General features: G+C 72.0%; 15 protein-coding genes. 7 read left to right on the top strand and 8 right to left on the bottom strand.

Annotated elements, in window-relative coordinates; genetic code table 11:
* Positions 1–84: 84 nt before the first annotated feature.
* Together ACFV6V_RS20270 and ACFV6V_RS20265 are read right to left on the bottom strand one after the other, a co-directional pair.
* On the bottom strand, positions 85–498 hold the full coding sequence (locus ACFV6V_RS20270) for a cell division protein SepF (RefSeq protein WP_385566784.1): 414 nt from the start codon (positions 496–498) through the stop codon (positions 85–87).
* Between the two features lie 87 nt (positions 499–585).
* Entirely contained in the window at positions 586–1,680 is a 1,095-nt protein-coding gene (locus ACFV6V_RS20265; protein WP_385566782.1) for an XdhC family protein, read from the bottom strand.
* Between the two features lie 197 nt (positions 1,681–1,877).
* On the opposite strand from ACFV6V_RS20265, the gene ACFV6V_RS20260 reads away from it, so the two are divergent.
* Together ACFV6V_RS20260 and ACFV6V_RS20255 are read left to right on the top strand one after the other, a co-directional pair.
* Positions 1,878–3,179, top strand: a complete 1,302-nt coding sequence (locus ACFV6V_RS20260; RefSeq protein ID WP_385566779.1) for a hypothetical protein — start codon at positions 1,878–1,880, stop codon at positions 3,177–3,179.
* 96 nt (positions 3,180–3,275) lie between these two features.
* A complete protein-coding gene (locus ACFV6V_RS20255) occupies positions 3,276–4,616 on the top strand; it encodes an IS701 family transposase (RefSeq protein WP_385566777.1) in 1,341 nt (446 codons plus the stop codon).
* On the opposite strand, the gene ACFV6V_RS20250 is transcribed toward ACFV6V_RS20255, so the two are convergent.
* Positions 4,595–6,628, bottom strand: a complete 2,034-nt coding sequence (locus ACFV6V_RS20250; protein ID WP_385566774.1) for a helix-turn-helix domain-containing protein — start codon at positions 6,626–6,628, stop codon at positions 4,595–4,597. The genes ACFV6V_RS20255 and ACFV6V_RS20250 overlap by 22 nt on opposite strands.
* Before the next feature lie 195 nt (positions 6,629–6,823).
* Between ACFV6V_RS20250 and ACFV6V_RS20245 the strand changes: the two genes are divergently transcribed.
* Positions 6,824–7,534 (top strand): methyltransferase domain-containing protein, encoded by a 711-nt coding sequence (locus ACFV6V_RS20245; RefSeq protein ID WP_385566772.1) that lies wholly within the window; start codon positions 6,824–6,826, stop codon positions 7,532–7,534.
* A 2-nt stretch (positions 7,535–7,536) separates the two neighbouring features.
* A complete protein-coding gene (gene pabB / locus ACFV6V_RS20240; protein ID WP_385566893.1) occupies positions 7,537–9,729 on the top strand; it encodes an aminodeoxychorismate synthase component I in 2,193 nt (730 codons plus the stop codon).
* Between the two features lie 59 nt (positions 9,730–9,788).
* On the opposite strand, the gene ACFV6V_RS20235 is transcribed toward pabB, so the two are convergent.
* On the bottom strand, positions 9,789–10,208 hold the full coding sequence (locus tag ACFV6V_RS20235) for a molybdopterin-binding protein (RefSeq protein WP_385566769.1): 420 nt from the start codon (positions 10,206–10,208) through the stop codon (positions 9,789–9,791).
* A 293-nt stretch (positions 10,209–10,501) separates the two neighbouring features.
* Between ACFV6V_RS20235 and ACFV6V_RS20230 the strand changes: the two genes are divergently transcribed.
* The 3 genes from ACFV6V_RS20230 to ACFV6V_RS20220 are packed head-to-tail and all read left to right on the top strand — an operon-like array spanning position 10,502 to position 13,752.
* Positions 10,502–10,900, top strand: a complete 399-nt coding sequence (locus tag ACFV6V_RS20230) for a molybdopterin-binding protein (protein WP_385566767.1) — start codon at positions 10,502–10,504, stop codon at positions 10,898–10,900.
* Positions 10,901–10,930: 30 nt separating this feature from the next.
* Positions 10,931–11,749, top strand: coding sequence for a molybdate ABC transporter substrate-binding protein (gene modA, locus ACFV6V_RS20225; protein WP_385566764.1), 819 nt, complete (start codon positions 10,931–10,933; stop codon positions 11,747–11,749).
* Positions 11,750–11,805: 56 nt separating this feature from the next.
* The gene (locus tag ACFV6V_RS20220) at positions 11,806–13,752 is read left to right on the top strand and encodes an ABC transporter permease (RefSeq protein WP_385566762.1); all 1,947 of its coding nucleotides are present in this window, start codon (positions 11,806–11,808) and stop codon (positions 13,750–13,752) included.
* Here the strand turns inward: ACFV6V_RS20220 and ACFV6V_RS20215 are convergent.
* From ACFV6V_RS20215 to ACFV6V_RS20200, 4 genes are all read right to left on the bottom strand, one after another.
* A complete protein-coding gene (locus ACFV6V_RS20215; protein WP_385566759.1) occupies positions 13,747–14,523 on the bottom strand; it encodes a class I SAM-dependent methyltransferase in 777 nt (258 codons plus the stop codon). The two genes, ACFV6V_RS20220 and ACFV6V_RS20215, sit on opposite strands and share 6 nt — an antisense overlap.
* Before the next feature lie 81 nt (positions 14,524–14,604).
* A complete protein-coding gene (locus tag ACFV6V_RS20210) occupies positions 14,605–15,837 on the bottom strand; it encodes a cytochrome P450 (protein ID WP_385566757.1) in 1,233 nt (410 codons plus the stop codon).
* 19 nt (positions 15,838–15,856) lie between these two features.
* Entirely contained in the window at positions 15,857–19,789 is a 3,933-nt protein-coding gene (locus ACFV6V_RS20205) for an amino acid adenylation domain-containing protein (RefSeq protein ID WP_385566754.1), read from the bottom strand.
* A partial coding sequence (locus ACFV6V_RS20200) for a condensation domain-containing protein (protein ID WP_385566752.1) occupies positions 19,786–21,501 on the bottom strand: 1,716 nt, incomplete at its 5' end. The genes ACFV6V_RS20200 and ACFV6V_RS20205, both read right to left, overlap by 4 nt.

The following is a 21,501-nucleotide window of genomic DNA, read 5'->3' as shown; positions in this document are numbered from 1 at the left end:
ACGCCGAACCGTTCCTCCGGGCGGGGGTTCCCACGAACGGGGGAAGGCTCCCGCCGACCGTCCCCGGCACCCCCGACGGCACACCTACCCCTGGGTCACCGCCGCGGCAGCGGCGCCCTCGACCTCCGTGCCGAACGGGGCGAGCAGGAAGACGTTGCGGTCGACCCGGTGCATCGCGCTGCCGAGCCCGAAGACGACGCCGCTGCTGAAGTCGAGGATGCGCTTGGCCACGTCCGGGTCGGCGCTCGTCAGGTCCAGCAGCACCGGGATCTGCGCGATGAGGTGTTCGGCGACCTCCCGCGCGTCGGCGAACACCTGCACCCTCAGCACCACCATGCGGCGCTGCTCCTCCGCCGCCACGGGGGCTTCCTCGTAGCCCTGCGGGATCGTGCGGTGGTTCACTCGCGACGGCCACTCGTTGCGTCCGCGCAGCGGGACGACCTGGGCCAGGCCCTCCCACTGCTCGTCGGTGACGTCGTACCTCTCGTACCTGCTCATGGGGTCCATCCTGGCGCCCCTCACCCGTTCGGCCCAACACCGACACGGCTGTCACTTCGTCAGTTCGTCACTTCGCCATGAGCTGTTTCAGGAGTGGATCGCACCCGATGTCGCCGTCAGCGGCGCACCGCTGCCGCCCCAGCGCAGGGCGACGATCTCCGCGGCGACGGAAACGGCCACCTCCTCCGGCGTACGGGCTCCGAGGTCCAGGCCGACGGGTGAGCGCAGCCGGGCCAGCGCGTCCTCGCGGAGGCCGGTGTCCCGGAGTCGTTTCATCCGGTCCTCGTGGGTGCGGCGGCTGCCCATGGCGCCGATGTACGCGGCCGGGCGGCGCAGGGCCTCCTCCAGCAGCGGCACATCGAATTTCGGATCGTGCGTCAGTACGCAGATCACCGTGCGGGAGTCGGTCTCGGTGGCGCCCAGATAGCGGTGCGGCCAGTCGACCACGACCTCCACGCCCTCGGGGAAGCGCCTGGGGGTGGCGAAGACGGGACGGGCGTCGCACACGGTCACCCGGTAGCCGAGGAAACTGCCGATACAGGCGACGGCCGCGGCATAGTCGATGGCGCCGAACACGAGCATTCTGGGTGGCGGGGTGAACGACTCCAGGAACACGGCGACGTCGTCCTCGCGGCGCTGCCCGCCGGGTCCGTAGTGCCGCGTCACGGTGGCGCCCTGGGCGAGCTCCCCGCGCGCGTCGGCGGTGACGGCCGCGTCGAGGCCGGGCGCCCCGAGCGTGCCGGCGGCCGTATCCGGCCAGACGGCGAGCGCGGCGCCCCGTGGCGCCGGACCGTCCGTCACCACCGCCACCGTCACCGGCCGGTGCGCGGCGACCGATTCGGCCACGGCGCCGAAGGCGGGGTCCGTCTCGGGTGACACCCGCCGCACCAGCACGGTGATCGCGCCACCGCACGTCAGGCCGACGGCGAAGGCGTCATCGTCGCTGTAGCCGAAGGTCCGCAGCCGCGCCTCGCCATCGGCCAGGACCTCCTGGGCGAGCTCGTACACGGCACCTTCCACGCAGCCCCCGGACACACTGCCCACGACCTCGCCGTCAGGGCCGACCGCCATCGCCGCACCGGGTCCCCGTGGTGCGCTGCGGTTCACGGCGACGACGGTGGCCAGGCCGAACGGCTCACCCGCCGCGTACCACCGCGCCAGTGCCGGCAGAATCTCGCGCATCCTCCGCTCCTCCCACGGGGCCCCACGAGGGCCCAGCACCCACGGCTCCATGGTCCGCCGCCGCGGCCGTCACCGCGACGCGACCGCCCCCGTCCGGGCCGGTGCGGCCGGCACGTACGGTGGGACACCGGGCCCTGACCATGGCCCGGCAGCGAAGCATCGACCGCAACACACTTACGGGGGCGGGCAGTACGACCATGAGGGCATACGGGCACACCACGGCGGCCACGCCGATCACACCCGGGAAACGGCTGTTCAGCGTGGATGCGGCCCGCGCGATCGCCGTGTTCGCGATGTTCGCCGCGCATATCGGTCCCCCCGTGGAACGAGAGGGTCCCGGCTGGCTGCTGGTCGCCTTCGACGGCCGTGCACCCGCGATCTTCACGCTGATAGCGGGGCTCTCGCTCACCCTCTCGCGCGGCGGCATCCGGCCTCGCCCCACGCCGGCGGGGGCGCTGCGCGGCACCCTCGTACGGTGTGCGGTGCTCGCGGTGCTCGGGCTTGCGCTCACCGAGCTGAGGTCGGGGATCGCGGTGATCCTCACCTTCTTCGCGGTGTACTTCCTCGCCGCTGAACCGCTCGCCCGGCTCCGCACCCGTCCGCTGATCGCGGTGGCGGCGGTGTCCGCGGTGCTGGGTCCGGTGCTGTCGTACGTGCTGGGTCCGTCTCTCGGCTACCGGGTCATCGGCCGCGGACGCTACCCCGGCTTCGAGGCGGTCACCAGCTGGTCCGGATTCCTCGACGGGCTCGACACGCTCCTGCTGTCCGGCGCGTACCCCTGGCTCACGTACTTCCCTTACGTGGTCATCGGCATGGCGCTGGGCAGGGTCGCCGATCTGGCCCGGCCCGGGGTCGTCCGCCGGCTTGTCGGCTGGGGAGGGCTGGCGCTGCTCGCGGGGCACGGGCTCTCGGCGCTGGCCCTGGGGCCCGGAGGCGGACGTGAGGCGCTGCTGCGGGCGATCGCCCGCAGCCATGCCTTCGCCGTGGCCGCCCCCGATCCGGTGGAGGCCGTACTGGCCAAGCAGGCGGGCGCGATTCCGAGCACGTCGTGGGCCTGGCTCCTGGTCGACGGCCCCTACAGCCAGACTCCTTTCGAGACCGTCGCCAACGCCGGTGCCGGGCTGGTGCTGCTCGGTCTGGCCGTCGCCGCCTGCCGTGTCGGTGGCGTCGAACTCCTGCTGCGCCCGCTGGCCGTCGTCGGCACCATGGGGCTCTCGGTCTACGTCGTGCATGTCGTCGCACGGGCCGAGCTGCGACCGCAGCACGGCTGGGCGGCGCTGGGCGCGTTCTGCGGGGTGTCCCTCGTCGCGTGTTCGGTGTGGGCGTATGTCTTCCGCCGCACGGCGCTCAGGCGCGGGCCGCTGGAGTGGGCGCTGCACCTGGTGATGCCGAAACCGGAGCGGGCGGCGGTGCGGAGGACGGAACCGGAGCGGGAGCCGGAGAGTGAACCGGTGGCCGTGGCGGGTGGTGGCGGGGCGACCGTGCGGGAGCGGAGCTAGGGGGTCGGCGCACCTCGCCACGGCGGCCGCCGGTGACCAGGCTTGAGCGAGCGGCCGGGTCGCCGCCGCGGCAACCGTGGGATCGGAGGGAGCACTGTGATCGCGCCATGTGCCGAGGAGGGTTCCGAGCGGGGGACGACGGCTCGTGCCCGGCTGCGGCTGCTGGCCGACCAGCCCGGGGACGCACGGGCCGGACAGGACGCACGGGACTCAGAGGCCCCACGGAACGCACCAGAGGCACGGGACGCACCGGATGCCGGGGACCCGTGGGAGGCGCCCCTGGTGAAGGAGCTGGCCGCCGCGCTGTTCGCGTCGTTCACGAGGAAGGACCAGCGCGAGAAGGGCGAGCAGTATCTGAGCGGGCTGCTGCGGACGCACGGCAGGAAGTCCATCCGCCGTATCGCCGCCCAGGTCGGAGGCTCAGCGGCGGAACAGAGCCTGCACCACTTCATTTGCAGCTCCACCTGGGAGTGGATGCCGGTGCGGGCGGCACTCGCCGTGTACCTGGAGGAGGTCAGGCCTTCCCGGGCATGGGTGGTGCGGTCCATGCCGATCCCCAAGGCGGGCGACCAGTCGGTGGGCGTCGACCGGATGTTCGACCCCTGTCTCGGTCAGGCGTTCCACGGGCAGCAGGCGTTCGGGGTGTGGCAGGCATCGGAGGCGTTCAGCACACCGGTGCACTGGCGGCTGAGGCTGCCGGACGCCTGGGTACGGGACGCCGGCCGGCGCCGCCGCGCGGAGATCCCGGAAGGCATCGGGACGCAGACCGACGAGGAGTGTGCGGCGGACGCGGTGCTCGAGTCGATGAGCGCCTGGCGGGTGCCGGTGCGGCCGGTGGTGCTCCACGCGCACATCAGTGATCTCCCGGCCACCATCGGTCGGTTCACCCGCGCCGGGATACCGGTCATCGCACGTGCCGCGGACACACCCACCACCTCCACGCTCGCGGTGCGCGCGCCCGCGCTGCCCGGCTACCGGGGCGGACCGCTGAGCGCGCGGACCATCCTGGATTCGGTCAGGGGGCTGCGGCGCCGGGTCGAATGGACCGACCCGGCAACGCCGTCGTTCGCCAGCCGTACGTCGCTGGCCGTCGCCGTCCCCGTCGGAAGGGCACACCCGGGCCGGGGCGCCGTACCCGGTGGCGATGAGCTGATGCTGCTCGGGGAGTGGGCCGACACGCGGCAGGCCCCGGTCGCCATGTGGGGCACCAACATGACGTCCGTACCGGCGGCTCCGCTGCTGCGGCTGACCAAACTGGCCGACCGTACGGCCAGGGATCTGGCCGACATAGGCGAGCGGGTCGGGCTGAAGGACTTCGAGGGACGGTCCTTCCGGGGCTGGCACCGGCATCTCACCCTCGCCTCCGCCGCGCACGCCGTGGCCTCGCTCGCCGGGCACGGGGACCGGGGGACGGGTTACGCCTCGCGATCGGCCTGACTGTGCTCGGTCGTCCCCGGTCTTCGGTACACCGCCTGCTGCGCCCGCCGCACCCGCAGCGCCAGCTGGATCTCCAGGGCCTGGGCCGGCTCCTGCCAGTCGGGGCCGAGGAGTTCGGTGATGCGGTCCAGACGGCGCGCGACCGTGTTGGTGTGCACATGGAGGTGCTGCGCCGCGCGTGTCGGGCTGCCGCCCGCGGTGAAGTACGCCTCCAAAGTGCGGACGAGTTCCGTGGAGCGCCCGCTGTCGTAGTCGAGCACGGGACCCAGGGCCGCGGTGACGAAGGCGTCGGCGTCATGGTCGTCGGACAGCAGTAGTCCGAGGAACCCGAGGTCCCCGGGCGCGGCCGTGCCACCGGTGCGGCCGAGCGCGACGAGGGTGTCGAGGCAACGGCGCGCCTCCTGGTACACCTTGCCGACCGATGACAGCTCGGCGGCCGGGCCCGCGGCCCCCACGGAGACGGGATGGCCCAGGAGCGGTGACAGTTCACCGGCTGCCGCGCGGGCCGCGGCCGACGCGTCCGTACCGGGGATGAGCAGCACGAGGCAGTCGCCACGCACGGTCTTGAGCCCACCGTGCCGGTAGGCGTACGACGAGGCCCACGCGGCGGACTCCCCCTGTTTTCCGCCCTCGGGGCGGACGATGAGGACGAGGTGCCGGCCGGTGGGGTCGATACCGAGCCTGCGGACCCGCTCAGCGAGGCGGCGGGGTGACTGCGAGGTTCCGGCGAGCAGCTCTTCGAGGCACTCGTCACGCGCCGGGCCCGCCGCGGCCCCGGCACTGTGGCCGAGCAGCAGGACGAGCGCGAGCGTCTGGGCCGTGGCGCACAGCAGCCCTTTGTCCTCCTCGGACAGAGGTTCCGCCGGCGTGTCCGTGAGGGATTCCGTGCAGGGCGTGCCCGGCCGCCGGAACAGCAGGGCGCCGGGAGCCTCGACCCCGGTGGTGACATGGGTGGCCCAGACGCCGGGCACCGCGTCGCCGCCCACGGTCACGGGCGCGCCCGCGGCATGGGAGTCCACGAGGGCCCTGACCACCGATGCCGCGTCGAGCTGCGGGAGTTCGCCGGCGGAGGCCAGGGTCCTGCCCTCCGCGTCCCACAGCACCAGGGTGCCGCCCAGCGCCTGAGCCGCCGCCTTGGTGACGTCGTGCAGCGCGCCGCCCTCCAGGACCAGGCCCATCAGCCGTTTCTGGGTCGCGGCCAGCCGGTCCATGCGGGCCAGGGCCGAGGTGCGGCGCACGCTCTCCGACTGCGCCTCGGCGAGGGCGGCATCGATCCGGGCCCTGCGCCTGGTCGCCTCGATCGCCGACGCCGACAGCACCGCGAGCGAGCGCATCAGACTGACCTCGTCCGGGGTGAAGTGGCGGATCTCCCTGGACGCCCCGTACAGCGCGCCGGTGGCGGCACCGCCGTGGATCAAGGGCACGGCGAGCACCGCGTGCAGGCCCTCGGAGCTCACGACTTCGTCGATGTCGGGCGAGTGGGGAAAACGCTCGTCGGCGAGGTAGTCGGAGGTCCAGAACGGGGCCTGCTTGCTCTGCGCGTACTCACCGAGACCGAAGCCCCTTCCCAGCTCCAGACCGACACTGAGTGCGGTGGTCTCGCCGTCCGACTTGTGCACGTACGAGCCGCCGCCCGGAAGACGCAGGCTGACGTAGGCCATGTCGAGATTGAGCAGCCGCCTGGCGTGACTGGTGATCACATGGAGCAGCCCGTCGAGGTCGTCGGTGTGTGACGACAGGTCGTGCGTGGTGTCGACGAGGGCGGCGAGCCCCGCCTCGCGCCTGCGCCGCTGCTCGGCGGTGGCGCGGACGTCGAGGGCCAGCCGCACGGCACGCTCCAGACCCCGCAGCCTTTCCCGGGGCAGGAGTTGCTGGCGCGCGGTCCGCAGGAGTTCGTCGAAGCGGCTGGACGGCGCCTCGCGGGCGAGGAGTTCGAGGACGGCCAGTGCGTCGGAGTCCGAGGACCCTTCGTCCGGGTTCACCAGGTGCCCCCCAGCAAAAGTCAAGATCATTCACTTCGAGCCTAAGTTCCGTGTTTGCGAAGGTCAAGTGGGGGTCTCCGGTCCGGACCCACGAGGTGTGGCGTGAGCACCCATGTGATGGGGCGGTGCGGTGCTCGCAGCACCTTCCGGGAGTTCTCCGGCTGGGAAACCATGTCCCGGGGGTGTCGGTGGAAGCGGCACCCCATCGGTATGCAAGGGGCGGGGATGACAGAGCACAGGAGCTATCTCAGGTCGCTGGAGCGAAGCAGACGGTCCCTGACCCGCGAGGACCGGCCGGAGGTCTTCGCGATGGCGGGCAGGGAATGGGACCTTCTGGACGGTGTGTTCGCACCGCCCTTCTCGGCCACGACCGGGATCGCCCTGGATGTCCTGGGTCTGACCGGGGACGACGAGCCCCGTTACCGGCCGGGCGGATCGTTCCTGGAGATCGGTACGGGCACCGGGATCATCGCGGTGTCGGCCGCACTGGCCGGCTGCGCGCGTGTGGTCGCCGCGGACATCAGCGCGGCGGCGGTGAGGAACACGGCACTGAACGCGGTACGGCACGGTGTCGGCGACCGGTTGAGGGCGGTGCACAGCGATCTCTTCGCGGCGCTCGACGCGGACGAGAGATTCGACACCGTGTACTGGCACTCCAACTTCGTGCTCGCACCACCGGACTACCGCCCGGAGACCCAGCACGAGATCGCCTATGTCGATCCGGGTTACCAGGCGCACCGCCGCTATCTCTCCGAGGCGCCCGGTCTGTTGACGGAAGGTGGTTCCGCCCTGCTCCAGTTCAGCGACCGCGGCGATGTGGCCCTCCTGCACGAAATGGCCGAATCCTGCGAGCGCGAGCTGTTGGTACGGGACCGGCGCCGCTTCCTCGAAGGCACCGAAGAGCTGGAGCACATCCTTTTCGAGATCCGGGGATGACCGTGCGCACCCTGCTCATCGACAACTACGACTCCTTCACCTACAACCTCTGTCACCAGATCGCCGAGGTGAGTGGGTCCTGGCCGGTCGTCCTGCGCAATGACGCCCAGGACTGGCACCGGGGGATGCTGGACTCGTTCGACAACGTCGTCATCTCACCGGGGCCCGGAGACCCCGCGATCGCCACGGACTTCGGGATCTGCCGCGAGGTCGTCGAGCACACGGAGATCCCCCTGCTCGGTGTCTGCCTCGGGCACCAGGGCCTCGCCCTGGCCCATGGCGCCACCGTGTCGCGTGCGCCCGAACCGCGCCATGGGCGCCTCTCTCCGGTGGTGCACCGGGGCACGGGCCTGTTCGCGGGGCTGCCGTCGCCGTTCGAGGTGGTGCGCTACCACTCGCTGGCCGTGTCGGACCTGCCGGACGACCTCGAGGCCGTCGCCTGGACCCCGGACGGTGTGGTCATGGCGGTGGAGCACCGGGAGCGGCCCATGTGGGGAGTGCAGTTCCATCCCGAGTCGGTCCTGACCCGCTACGGGCACGAACTGATGGCCAACTTCATGCGGTTGACGCGGTCATCGGGCGGTGCGCCGCCGGCCCCTGGGACCGCAGGGGCGCCGGCGCCGGCTCTTGAGGTTCGGGAAGCCCAGGAGGTGCACGGGGTCCAGGGGGTTCAGGACGTCGAGGGGGTTTCACAGACGGCGCCCACGCGCCACCTGCGCGTCCTGACCGAAGCACTCCCCACCCGCTGGGACGACGAGGTGGCCTTCGACCGCCTCTTCCGCTCGGGGCCGTACGCCTTCTGGCTCGACAGCGGCCGACCCGGTGCGTCGGATACATCGGGCACAGGGGGTGCTGTAGACGCCCCTGCCGCCTCTGGTGGCCGCTTCTCGATCATGGGGGACGCCTCCGGGCCCCTCGCCAGGGTGGCGAAGGCCGATGTGTCCAGCCGTACGGTGACCATCCGCTCCGGGCACGACACCCAGGTGTTCTGGGGCACCTTCCTCGACTGGCTCGACGCGGACCTGCGGTCGGCGCGCACCGAAGTGCCCTCGCTCCCCTGCGACTTCGCACTGGGCTGGGTCGGCTACCTCGGCTACGAGCTCAAAGCCGAGTGCGGCGGCGCCGTCGCGCACCGGTCCGATGACGCCGACGCGGTCATGGTGTTCGCCGACCGGGCCGTGGTCTTCGACCACACCACCCGGACCACCCACCTCCTGGCCCTGGCCGAGGACGGCGACGAGAGCGCGGCCCGGGAGTGGCTGCGCGCCACCGCGGACACCCTGGAGTCGTCGGCGGGTCTCTCCGCCGAGCCCGTGTCGCCCGCTCCGGACGACCTCCACGGCGGGGAGCTCTCGGAGATCCGGCTGCGGCACGACCGCGAGGCGTATCTCCGTCTGATCGCCCACGCCCAGGAGCAGATCGCGGCGGGCGAGACATACGAGGTGTGTCTGACCAACATGGCGGAGGTACAGGGCACGCTGGACCCCTGGGAGGGCTACCGGCTGCTGCGGCGCCACAGCCCCGCGCCGTACGGGGCGCTGCTCGGCTTCGGCCCGCTGGCGGTGCTGAGCACCTCCCCCGAGCGCCTTCTGCGCGTCAGCGCCGACGGCGCCGTCGAGTCACGCCCCATCAAGGGCACCCGCCCGCGCGGGGCGACCCCGGCCGAGGACGCCGCCCTCGCGGCGGAGCTCCGGTCGGACGAGAAGGACCTCGCGGAGAACCTGATGATCGTCGACCTGGTGCGCAATGACCTCGGACGGTGCGCCGAGAGCGGATCGGTCGAGGCCGTCGACATCTTCCGGGTAGAGACGTACGCGACCGTGCACCAGCTCGTCAGCCCGGTACGCGCGCAACTGCGCTCCAACCGCACCGCCGTGGACTGCGTGCGCTCCTGCTTCCCGGCGGGCTCCATGACCGGGGCACCGAAGATCCGCACCATGCAGATCATCGACCGGCTGGAGGCGGGCCCGCGCGGTGTCTACTCGGGTGCCATCGGCTACTTCTCACTGACCGGGGCCGCCGACCTGAGCGTGGTGATCAGGACCGCCCTGGTCACGCCCGACCGGGTGCGCTACGGGGTCGGTGGAGCGGTGATCGCGCTGTCCGACCCGGAGGCCGAGTACGAGGAGACGGCGGTGAAGGCGGGGCCGTTTCTGGCCCTGACCGGACGCGGCTTCCCCGCGCGCGTACGGTGAGCCGACCAGCCGCGGCTGACGCGGTCCGGGCGTCCGATGAGGCTCCGGACAGCCCTCGCTCACGCTCCCGCGAGGGAGACCTCGGTGGACTTGATCAGAGCCACCACGGGGAGGCCGACCGCGAGCCCCAGGTCGACGGCGGCCTCCTTCGTGATGGCGGCGGTCAGTTCACCGCCGGCCACACGCAGCCTGACACCGGCCATGGCGCCCCCGGTGACGATGTCCGTGATCGTCCCGGGGAGCTGGTTGCGGATGCTGATGCCCTCGACCGGACCGGTGGCCAGCGCCACCTCGGTGGACTTGACCAGCGCGCGCACGGCCGAACCTTCGGTGAGGCCGAGGTCCCTCACCGCGTCGGCGGTGATCGCGGCGGTGATGTCCTGACCGCCGCCGAGACGGACCCTGACCGCGGCCATGACCTCGCCGGAAGTGACGCCGGTGACGGTGCCGGGGAGCTGGTTGCGGATGCTCAGGCTCATGGGAAACGCGCCTTCGGTTGAGGTAACGCCCGGGCTGTATCGGCCTGATATCGGCCTGGTATCGGCCTGTATCGGTCCGCACCGGCTCGCATCGACTGCATCGGTCCGCACCGGCCTGCCTCCGGAACTGTAGCCAGGGGCACCCGCCAGGCGGCCGTCAGGCACACCAGGAGCGACACACAAGCCCTCCCCTTGGCGCATCCTCCAAGCCCGCCGCAGCATTCTTGGCATCTGCGCTGGATATTCCTGACCTGACTTGCATATGCCAAGAATCGAGCCCTACGGTGTCGCACATGCAGTCCTACACCATCGGACAGGCGGCTCGTCTGCTCGGCGTCAGCCCCGACACCGCGCGCCGCTGGGCGGATGCCGGCCGGGTCGCCACCCATCGCGACGAGAGCGGGCGCCGCCTGATCGACGGCCGGGACCTGGCCGCGTTCTCCATCGAGATCGCGCAGGGTGGCGGCAGCGGCGATGACGACCCCTCGTACACCTCGGCGCGCAACGCCTTCCCCGGCATCGTCACCGCGGTCAAGCTCGGCGATGTCGCGGCCCAGGTCGAGATCCAGGCCGGTCCGCACCGCCTCGTCTCACTTCTGACCCGGGAGGCCGTGGAGGAGCTGGGTCTGGAGGTCGGCATGCAGGCCACCGCCCGCGTGAAGTCGACCAACGTGCACATCGACCGCATCTGACCCTCACGCAACCAAGGGAGTTCCCCCCTGATGTCCCCCGTGCCCCCCCGCGCCGTCAGACGCCGCACCGCCACCACGTCGGCCGTCATCGCAGCCGCCCTGTTCATGTCCCTCACCGCGTGCGGCGGCTCGGACAAGGAGAGCGCGGGCGCCTCGGGCACGGCCTCCGCCGCCGGCGCTCCCGAGGCAAACCTGACGGTGCTTGCCGCTTCCTCGCTGACCGACGTCTTCAAGAAGGCCGGTGCCGCGTACGAGAAGGCGCACCCCGGCACCAAGCTCACCTTCTCCTTCGCCGGCTCCCAGGAGCTGGTCTCCCAGGTGCAGCAGGGCGCACCCGCGGACGTGCTGGTCACCGCCGACACCAAGAGCATGGACAAGGTCACCTCGGACACCGGCACGCCCGCGGTCATCGCCAGGAACCGTCTGGTGATCGCCACCGCCGAGGGCAACCCGAAGAAGGTAGACGACCTCAAGGACCTGGCCGACAGCAAGCTCAAGGTGGTCCTGGCCGCTCCCGAGGTCCCGGCCGGCAAGTACAGCGACAAGATCCTCGACGCGCAGAAGATCACGGTGAAGCCGGTCTCCCTGGAGCCCAACGTCCGCGCGGTGCTGAGCAAGGTCGAGCTCGGCGAGGCCGACGCTGGCCTGGTCTACAAGACCGACGCCGAGAGCGCTCCCGACAAGGTCGACGCCGTGACGATCCCCGACGCGCAGAACGCCATCGCCGAGTACCCGGCGGCGACTCTGAAGGAGTCGAAGCACGCCGAGGCGGCCGCGGCGTTCGTGGCCTGGCTGGCCACGCCCGAGGCACAGAGGATCCTCCTGGACGCGGGCTTCCAGCAGCCGTAGTACGCACCGAGCAGGGCACGTGGCAGGCGAGGGAGTTCCGCAATGGGGTGCCGACGATGAAACGACTCCGCGGGCGCGCGTCCGGTCCCCGGGCGCCCCTCGTCCTGGCGGTGCCCGCGCTGGTCGCCGTCGCGTTCCTGCTGCTCCCGCTCGTCGCGATCCTGGTACGCACCTCCTGGGGCGAACTCGCGGCCCATCTCAGCAGCCCCGGGACCACCGAGGCGCTGACCCTTTCTCTCCTGGTGTCGTTCTGGGCGCTCGGTCTTTCGCTGTTGCTCGGTGTGCCGTTGGCGTGGCTGCTGGCCCGTGTGCCGTTCCCGGGCAAGGCGTTCGTACGGTCGCTGGTGCTGCTGCCGATGGTGCTGCCGCCCACCGTCGGCGGTGTCGCGCTGCTGCTGGCCTTCGGCCGGCGCGGGCTGCTCGGGCCCTGGCTGGAGGACGGCTTCGGCATCACCCTGCCCTTCCACACCTCGGGGGCCGTGCTCGCCGCGACCTTCGTGGCCATGCCCTTCCTGGTCATCAGCCTGGAGGGCGCGCTGGGCGGGCTGCGGCCGCGCTATGAGGAGACCGCCGCCTCGCTCGGCGCCTCCCCTGTGCGGGTGTTCTTCACCGTCACCCTTCCGATGGTCGCCCCCGGGCTTGTCGCCGGTGCGGCCCTGACCTGGGCCAGGGCGCTCGGTGAGTTCGGCGCCACCATCACCTTCGCGGGCAATCTGCCGGGCGTCACCCAGACGCTGCCGCTGGAGGTCTTCCTGCTGCTGCAGGACGAGCCGGAGGCGGCGACCTCGGTCTCCCTCCTCCTGCTGGCCATCGCCATGGTGGTGCTGATCGCGCTGCGCGGTCGCTGGAGCGGCACGCCGGTCGACCGCTCGCGCGTGCCCGGGCCCGTGGCCTCCGACGACGAGGAGGGGCCACGCCCGGCCGCCGCGCCGGCTCCGGGGGACGCGCCGTTCCCGGAGGAGCGTGAACGATGGCCCCTGCACGCCGAGTTCAGCGGCTTCACCCACCTAACGCTGGATGCCGAGCCGGGTACCACCATCGCCGTCGTCGGTCCCAACGGCGCCGGAAAGACCACCCTGCTGCGTGCCCTCCTCGGGCTCACCCCCCGCGCCCACGCACAGCTCACACTGGGCGGTACGGATGTCACCGGGCTTCCCCCGCACCGCAGGGCGGTCTCCTGGGTGCCGCAGGACGGCGCACTGTTCCCCCATATGACCGCGCTCGCCAACACCGCGTACGGGCTTCGCGCCCGGGGCACCTCACGCGCCGAGGCCCGGCGTGTCGCGCAGGGCTGGCTCGACCGGCTCCAGGTGGGACACCTCGCCCACCGCAAGCCGGCCCAGCTCTCCGGTGGGCAGGCCGGGCGGGTCGCCCTGGCGCGGGCCCTGGCGGCCCGCCCCCGGCTGCTGCTGCTGGACGAGCCGCTCGCCGCGCTCGACCAGACCACCCGCGCCCATGTGCGCCACACCCTGCGCACCCACCTCGACGGCTTCGGCGGGGTGTGCCTCATCGTCACCCACGATCCCGTCGAGGCCGTTTCCCTCGCCGACCGGGTGCTCGTGCTGGACGAGGGTCACGCCCTCCAGGACGCCCCGCCCAGCGAGGTCACCCGGCACCCCCGCTCCCCCTGGGTCGCCCGGATGCTCGGGCGCAACGCCTGGCCGGGCATCGCGACCGCCGACGGCCTCCGGCTCCCGGACGGCGGCACGCTGATCGTCGCCGAACCGCTGCCCGCGGGATCCGAGGGACTCGCCGTGATCGCCCCCGAGGCGGTGTCCGTCCATCGCGAGCAGCCGACCGGCAGCCCGCGCAACGTCTGGCCGGGTACCGTCCGCGAGATCACCGCCAGCGGCAGCCGGTTGCGCATCCTGATCACGTCCGACCAGGCTCCTGACCTCGTCGCCGAGATCACCCCCGGGGCCGCGGCCGAGCTGGCCCTCGCCGATGGTGTGCGGGTCTGGACCAGTGTGAAGGCGACCGAGGTGACCGTCGTACCGCTATGAGCTTCCGAGCGGGCACCCGGACGGGACCGACCTGACGATGACCAGCGACCCTTCGAAGTGCCTCTGCGTACGCAGCTGTCCGTACCGCCGGTCCCAGGTCCCGTCGGCCAGGTCGCGCCGCAACCGCTCGTCGAACCGCGCGCGCACCGGGTCGTCCACGAAGCTCCACGCCGAACACGCCTGCCGCGCACCGGGGTCGAGGAGGCACTCGGGGCGCGCGAAGTACGCCTCGTTGAAGCCGTCGGAGCAGTCGGCGGGAATGGGCACCGCCTCCACGGTCGTACGCCCGCCGAGTGCCCCCGCGAGCTCCGCGACGGCCGGGTGGCGGCGGGCCTCGGTGTCCAGGACCTCGGGGGCGTACGCGTACAGCCAGAAGTCGCGGACCCGGTCCGGGTCGCAGGTCAGCACCACGACCGGCCCGCGCGCCACGCGCCGCATCTCCCGCAGCCCCGCACCGGCGTCGCTCCACTGGTGCACGCTGAACGTCGTCATGGCCGCGTCGAAGGCGTCGCCCTCGAAGGGCAGGCGCTCGGCCACCGCGTCGATCGCCCGCGGCAGGTGGGCGGGCCGCTGGGCACGCATCGAGGCGGAGGGCTCGACGGCCGTCACGGCAATCTCCGGCTCCCCCGCACGGGTTGCGGACACCGTCTCATAGGAACCGGCACCCGCACCGACGTTGACGACCGTGCGGACGTCCGGTCCGAGCGCCGCGCGGATGTGCGCGGCGATCCGCCGGTCGGGGCGGCGGTATGCGGCGTACGCCCCGCCCACCCGGCCGTAGTCGACGTCCCCCGCACGCCGTCGCGCATTCGTATGGTCATGATCGGAACCTAGCGTCGCGCCGTGTCTCCGTCACTCGGGTCTCCAGGCGATCGGCAGGGAGACGAGGCCGCCGAGGAAGTTGGAGTACACACGCCGCGGCGGTCCCGCCGTCTCCATGGTGCCCACCCGCTCGCGCAGGTCATCCAGCACGGCACCGATCTCGGCACGGGCGAGGAACGCCCCGAGACAGAAGTGCGAGCCGTAGGCGAACGTCAGATGCCGGTTCGCCTGCCGGGACAGCAGGAACCGGTCCGGCTCGGCGAAGGCGTCACCGTCCCGGTTGGCGGAGGCGTTCCACAGGGTGACGACGTCCCCTTTCCTGATGGTCCGTCCGTGCAGGTCGGTGTCCGCCCCCGCGGTGCGCCCGGCGTGCAGGGTCGGGGTCGCCCAGCGCAGCACCTCTTCCACGGCGGTCTCCGTGGCGATCCGGCCGGACCGGTAGGCGGACCACTGGCCGGGGTCGTCCAGCAGCGCGGCCACGCCTCCGACGAGGGCGAGCCGGGTGGTCTCGTCACCGCCGAGGATCAGGCTGTAGCAGTTCAGGATCACTTCCTCGTCCGTCAACCGCCCGCCGTCGACGGTGCACTGGGTGAGGAGGCTGACGATGTCCTCTCCCGGGTTCCTGCGCCGCTGCGCCGCGAGGTCGGAGAAGTACAGCAGGATCTCGCCCTTGGACACCCACGCGTTCTCCCGCAGCGCGTCCTCGCTGTCCGAGCCGAGGGCCGATGAGGTCATTTCGAGCATCAGCTGCCGGTCGCGATGCGGTACGTCCAGGAGGTCGCAGATCGCGCGCAGCGGAAGCAGGCCCGCGATGTCCCGGGCGAAGTCGCAGCGTCCCCGCTCCAGGAACTCGGTGACCAGCTCACGCGACGCGGTGCGGACGCTGTCGACGACTCCGGCCAGTGCCCGTGGGGAGAAGGCCTTCATCAGCGCGCCGCGCAGTGCCGCGTGGCGGGGGCCGTCCATGAGGGGCAGCATCATTCCGGCCGCGGAGTCACCTCCTGCCAGGAGGGTGTCCAGGACGTTGCCGCGGTCCGAGTGGAACCTCCGGGTGTCACGGTAGGCGGCGGACACGTCGTCGTAGCGCGTCAGGACCCAGAAGCCGGGGCGGTTGCCCCGTGGCGGTTGCCAGTGCAGCGGGTCCTGCTCGCGCAGATGGCGCCAGAGTGCGGTCAGGTCCCGTTCGGCGTGCAGATTGGGGTCCGCGAGGTCGATAGCCGACGGGTCGGTGTTCGCGAGGTCGATGTCAGGGAACGCGGGCATGTCGGCGCCGGTCCTCCCTTCAGTGCCGGGTGAACCACGCGGCCAGCACGTCGCCGATGGCGTCGAGCGGTGCGGGATCCAGCATGTGGTGGTGGTCGCAGTCGATGTCGTGCACGGTGATGCGCGCATCGTGGGTGTACGCCTGCCAGGCCTGCGGATCGGCGGATGCGCTGTCCGTGGCTACGGCGGCACGGAAGAAGACGATGTCGAACCCGGGGCTGCGCGGTGGAGCGCTGCGCAGGATCTCGACCGCGGATTCCGCCGCCACCCGCACCCCGTCGGCGGCCGCCGCGCCGAGCGCCCCGTCGGCGGTGAAGTCCAGACCGCGGAGCAGCTCTTGCCGTATCTCGTCCGTGCGGGGCATCAGCAGCGGGTCCGTCGGCGGCGGGTAGGAGTCCAGCAGGGCGACGAACTCGACCTGTTCGCCCGCGGCGACCAGGTGCGCCGCCAGGGCGTGGGCAATGTTGCCGCCCACCGACCAGCCGAGGATGCGGTACGGCCCGGTCGGCTGGACCGTGCGCAGCTGCCGTGCGTAGTCGCTCACCAGGTCGTCCGGTTTCTGCGGCCCTGCCTCGGGTGCGCCGAGGGAGGGTGACTGCAGTCCGTAGACCGGTACGTCCGGGTCGATCCGCGGCAGCAGCCGTGCGTAGGGCCAGGCGAGGCCGCTCGCCGCGTGCACGCAGAACAGCGGGCGGTCGCCGCCCGAGGTGCGCAGGGGGAGCAGCACACCGAGTCCGGCGTCCGGGTCGGTGTGGTTCTGGTCATCGAGCTTCCTGACCAGTGCGGCGACCGTCGGGGCCTCATAGAGCGCGCGGACCGTCAGCGCCGCCCCGAGCACCGTCCTGACCCTGCTGACCAGCCGGGTCGCGAGGAGCGAGTGCCCGCCCAGGTCGAAGAACCCGTCGTCGGGGCCGACCCGGTGCACGCCGAGCACCTCCGCGAACAGCGCGCACAGCGCCTCTTCGCGGGCACCGCGCGGGGCCCGTCCCGACCGTTCACGGCCGGCGTGGGCAGGGGGCGGCAGCGCGGCACGGTCCAGTTTGCCGTTCGGCAGCAGAGGGAGCCGCGGCAGCTGGACCACGGCCGACGGGATCATGTGGTCCGGCAGCGCTCCGGCGAGTGCCACGCGCAGCCCCGGCCCGTCGAGTTCCGCTTCCGGCGAGGCGGCGACCACGTACGCGACCAGGCGCCGATCCGCCGCACGGTCCTCCCTGACCACCGCCACGGCCTGGGCGATGTCCTCGTGGCGCAGCAGCGCCGACTCGATCTCGCCCGGTTCGACACGGAACCCGCGGATCTTGACCTGGTCGTCGAGGCGCCCGAGGAACTCGAGGCTGCCGTCGGCGCGCCACCGCACGCGGTCGCCCGTGCGGTACATGCGCTCGCCCAGGGGCCCGAACGGGCAGGCCACGAAGCGCTCTGCGGTGAGACCGGGGCGCCCCAGGTATCCGCGGGAGACCCCGGCGCCCGCGATGTGGAGCTCGCCCGCGACCCCGACGGGGACGGGCCGCAGCCGCTGGTCCAGTACGTAGACCCGGGTGTTCAGGACCGGTCGGCCGATGGGCGGGCTCGCTGCGACCGGCCCTTCGGCTGCCTCTTCCGGGGTTCGTCCAGGGGCTTCTCCGGCGGTCTCACCGGTCGCGCTGCCGGAGCTGCGCCACGCGGTGGCGTAGGCGGTCGTCTCGGTCGGACCGTAGGCGTTGGTGACCACGCAGCCGGGGGCGCGCTCGTGGAGGTCGCGGACCAGTGCGCGGGGCACGGACTCCCCGCCGAGCACCACGTGGCGCGCGGCGAGCCGGGTGCCGCCACCGCTCAGCAGGCTCGCCATCGCGGAAGGGACACCGCAGATCAGGCTGCCCTCCCAGTGTCCGCGTTCCTGGAGCGCGAGGAGGTCGTCGGCGATGTCCAGGCAACCGCCGCTGGTGAGCGTGGTGATGATCTCGAAGACGGACACGTCGAAGCTCAGGGAGGTGGCGGCCAGGGTCCTCGCCATTCCCTCGGAGCCGAAGTGTTCGTCCACGGTGGCGGCGAAGTTGACGACGTTGGCGTGCTCGACCACCACGCCCTTGGGGGTGCCCGTGGAGCCCGATGTGTAGATCACGTATGCCGGGTGGCTCGGCAGCAGGGGGCGAATCCGCTCGCTGTCCCGGACGTTGCCGCCGTCCGCTGCTTCAGGGTCCGCCACCGCGTCCGCCGCCGGATCGACGACGAGACGGGGCACGCCCTCCGGCAGGGGCCCGGCCGCCGGCGGGACGACCACGAGGCACGGCCGAGCGTCGGCGAACATATGGGCGATGCGTTCGGCCGGGTAGCGCACATCGACGGGGACGTAGGCGGCACCCGCCTTGAGCACGGCCAGGAGAGCCACGATCAACCCGGGCGTTCTGGGGAGGGCCAGCACCACCCGTGTCTCAGGGCCCGCCCCGTGCCTGATGAGCTCGCGGGCCAGCCGGTTCGCGCGCCGGTTGAGCTCGCGGTACGGGAGCGTCTGCCCGTGGTGCACAAGGGCGGGTGCGCCGGGTGTGCGCTCCGCCCATCGCTCGATCAGTGCCGGCAGTGTGGTGGCGGGCACCGCGCGCACGGTGTCGTTCCAGTCCACGAGGATCCGTCTGCGTTCCCGCTCGGTGAGTACGCAGAGCTCGCCGACGGGCTGCTCCGGGTCGTCGGCGATCGCCTCCAGCATCCGTGTGAACCAGTCGCAGTACCGCTCGGCCGTGTCCCGGTCGAACAGGTCGGGCCGGTAGTCCAGGCGGATGTGCAGTCCGTCGCCCGGTGTGCAGACGAGGGACAGCGGATAGTGGGTGGCGTCGAAGCCACCGGAGCCCACCACGCGTACCGAGCGGGGATCCTGGTCGCCCTCTCCCACGGGGTAGTTGCCGAAGGCCGTTGTGGTGTCGAAGAGCCGGCCGAATCCGGCCCGGCTCTGGATCTCCGTCAGACCGATGTGGTGGTGCTCGAACAGGTCGAGCTGCTGGTCCTGGACCCGTTCCAGCAGGGTGCGCAGGGTGTCGCCGTCGTCCGCCGTCACCCGCGCGGGCAGGGTGTTGACGAGCAGGCCCACCATCGTCTCGATACCGTCGGCATCCGCTGTGCGACCGGAGACCGTCATGCCGAACAGCACGTCGTCCTGACCGGTCAGCCGGCGCAGGACCAGTCCCCAGGCCACCTGTACGGCGGTGTTGAGTGTGGCGCCGCAGTGCCGGGCGCGCTCGGCGAGCCGCGCGGTGCGGCCGGGCGGGAGCGCACGGACCACCTGCCGGGGCACGACCGTGCTCCAGTCCCCGGCCTCCGGGGCCACCAGCGTCGGGCCCTCGATATCGGACAGCGCGTCCGACCACGCCTCACGCGCCTCGTCCGGATCTGCGTCCGCAAGCCACTCGAGATACGAGGTGAAGGTGGGTGCCTGCGCCAGCTCCTCGCCCTCGTAGAGCTGGAAGAGTTCGTCGATGAGCACCGAGGTGGACCAGCCGTCGAGGATGATGTGATGGTTCGTCAGAATGAACCGCCAGCGGTCCGCCGTGATCCGGATCAGCAGGAAGCGGACCAGGGGCGGCGCGCCGAGATCGAATCGCCGCTGACGTTCCTCGTCCGCCGCGCGTCGCATGGCCGCCGATTCGACGACGTCGCCTCCCTCCGGGCCGGGTTGGAGGTCGACGTCGAGTTCGAGTTCGAGTTCGCGCCAGGCGAGTGGCGCCTCGGGAAGCACGAACCGTACGACATCCCCGGCCGGGTCGGTGCGGAAGCCGGAACGCAGGGAGTCGTGCCGGCGCAACAGCGCTCGGCAGGCCTGGCGCAGCGCGGCCGGATCCAACGCGCCCTCGATGTCGAGGGTCAGCTGGATCGTGTAGATGTCCTGCCCGTCATCGTCGAAGGCGGTGTGGAAGAACAGGCCCTGCTGGAGCGGCGCGGGCGTCCGGCCCTGTCGGTGTTCTTCCCGCTGTGGCCGTGTCATGCGGTTGCTCCCCCTTCCACGGCCGAGGCGGCGTGCCCGGCCAGCCGGTCGAGCGCCTCAAGCCATCGGTCGGCCAGGTCCTCGACCCGGTGCCGCTCCAGCAGATGGGACGCGTACGCCCAGGTGATGTGCAGCTCGGGGCCGCCCGTTCGCCGGAGCGCGACGACGGACACCTCCAGTGGATGGGTGAGCGGCATGTCGGGGTCGCCTCCACTGCCGACCGCCCCGGCTTCGGATGCCAGCGCCCACTCGGTGTCGTCGGGGCGGTCGAACCTGCCGAGGTAGTTGAAGAGGATCTGCCCCCGGGGCAGCCGCTCCAGCACGGGTGCGGTGTCCGGGTTGAGATGGCGCAGCAGGCCGTAGCCGAGCCCCTTGTCCGGCATGGCGTCCAGCTGTTCCCGTACGGCGCGCAGGGCGTCGTACGGGTCATGGCGCCGTGTGTCGAGGCGGACGGGGAACATACTGGTGAACCACCCGACGGTGGCGGAGATGTCGAGGTCGTCCGCGATCTCCTCGCGGCCATGGCCTTCCACGTCCACCAGGAACGGCGCGGTGCTCTGCGGGAAGTGTGCGGCGCGCCAGCCCCGCACGGCGAGGCCCAGCGCGGCGAGCAGGACCGTGTTGGCGCCGGTGCCGAGCCGTGCGGGCAGCCGCGTCAACAGGGCTTCCGTATGCGCTGCCGACAGCACGCGGGCAACGGTGGCCTGGGTGCTCAGGACGTCCCTTCCAGGCAGCACGGCGGAGCCTTCGATCAGCTCGCCCGCCCCTTCCAGTACCCGCTTCCAGAGGGGGAGTTCACCTGTCCGCTCCAGAGCGGTCTTCTCCAGTCGGCTGCCCCATTCCATGAAGGAGACCGTGGTCCCCGCCGGCCCTGCCGCCGTTCCGCTCGGCTCATCCGGCTCATCCGGCTCGCTCCAGGCGGAGCGCAGGTCCTGGAGCAGGATCCGCCAGGAGACACCGTCCACGGCCAGATGGTTGATCAGGAGGAGCAGGCGCCCGGGGCGCCCCGGTCCCGCGTCGAACCACACCGCTTGGAGCATGTTCGCGGTACCCGGTGCGAGCCGTCGGCGCGCCAGGTCGGCCTGGACGCGCACCGTACGTTCCCAGTCCGCTCCTCCGATGCCGGTAGCGGAGCCGGAACCGCCGACCGCCACACGGACGATGCGCTCGTCCACCGTGACCGCCCCGCGCGGCAGGATGTCGAGCCGCCATTCCGGGGTCCGGCGCAGGCGCATTCGCAGGGCGTCGTGCCGGTCGAGCAGCGACTGGAGCACCGCGCGCAGCCGCGGCAGCGCCAGGCTCGCGGGGGTGCGGACGAGTACATGCTGGTGGAAGCCGTCGACCGGGCCACCGCGATCACGCTGCCAGCGCATGATCGGGGTCAGTGGCACAGGGCCGTCCGGGCCCGGGAGGCCGATCGCGCCGGCGGGGCCCTGAGAAACCGGCTGCATCCCCGTCCTTCCGCGCCTGGCCCCGGGCGGCGCCGTCCTCGGCGGCCGCTGCCGTGCGTGTGCGGCCAGTCCCGCGACGGTCTTGTACCGGAACACCTCGCGTGCGGAGATCACCACGCCTTTCGCGCGGGCCCTCGACACCAGGCGGATCGAGGTGATGCTGTCACCGCCGAGGTCGAAGAAGTCGTCGTCGATACCGACCTGTTCACGCCCCAGCAGATCGGCGAACAGACCGCACAGCAACTCCTCCACCGCCGTACG

The organism is Streptomyces sp. NPDC059828, from assembly GCF_042731955.1.
Taxonomy (GTDB): domain Bacteria; phylum Actinomycetota; class Actinomycetes; order Streptomycetales; family Streptomycetaceae; genus Streptomyces.
This window is presented reverse-complemented; position numbering and strand designations above follow the sequence as displayed.

Coding starts and splice junctions, on each gene's coding strand:
- ACFV6V_RS20270 (WP_385566784.1), bottom strand. CDS start 498: ATGAGCAGGTACGAGAGGTACGACGTCACCGACGAGCAGTGGGAGGGC.
- ACFV6V_RS20265 (WP_385566782.1), bottom strand. CDS start 1,680: ATGCGCGAGATTCTGCCGGCACTGGCGCGGTGGTACGCGGCGGGTGAG.
- ACFV6V_RS20260 (WP_385566779.1), top strand. CDS start 1,878: ATGAGGGCATACGGGCACACCACGGCGGCCACGCCGATCACACCCGGG.
- ACFV6V_RS20250 (WP_385566774.1), bottom strand. CDS start 6,628: ATGATCTTGACTTTTGCTGGGGGGCACCTGGTGAACCCGGACGAAGGG.
- ACFV6V_RS20245 (WP_385566772.1), top strand. CDS start 6,824: ATGACAGAGCACAGGAGCTATCTCAGGTCGCTGGAGCGAAGCAGACGG.
- ACFV6V_RS20235 (WP_385566769.1), bottom strand. CDS start 10,208: ATGAGCCTGAGCATCCGCAACCAGCTCCCCGGCACCGTCACCGGCGTC.
- ACFV6V_RS20230 (WP_385566767.1), top strand. CDS start 10,502: ATGCAGTCCTACACCATCGGACAGGCGGCTCGTCTGCTCGGCGTCAGC.
- modA (WP_385566764.1), top strand. CDS start 10,931: ATGTCCCCCGTGCCCCCCCGCGCCGTCAGACGCCGCACCGCCACCACG.
- ACFV6V_RS20220 (WP_385566762.1), top strand. CDS start 11,806: ATGAAACGACTCCGCGGGCGCGCGTCCGGTCCCCGGGCGCCCCTCGTC.
- ACFV6V_RS20210 (WP_385566757.1), bottom strand. CDS start 15,837: ATGCCCGCGTTCCCTGACATCGACCTCGCGAACACCGACCCGTCGGCT.
- ACFV6V_RS20205 (WP_385566754.1), bottom strand. CDS start 19,789: ATGACACGGCCACAGCGGGAAGAACACCGACAGGGCCGGACGCCCGCG.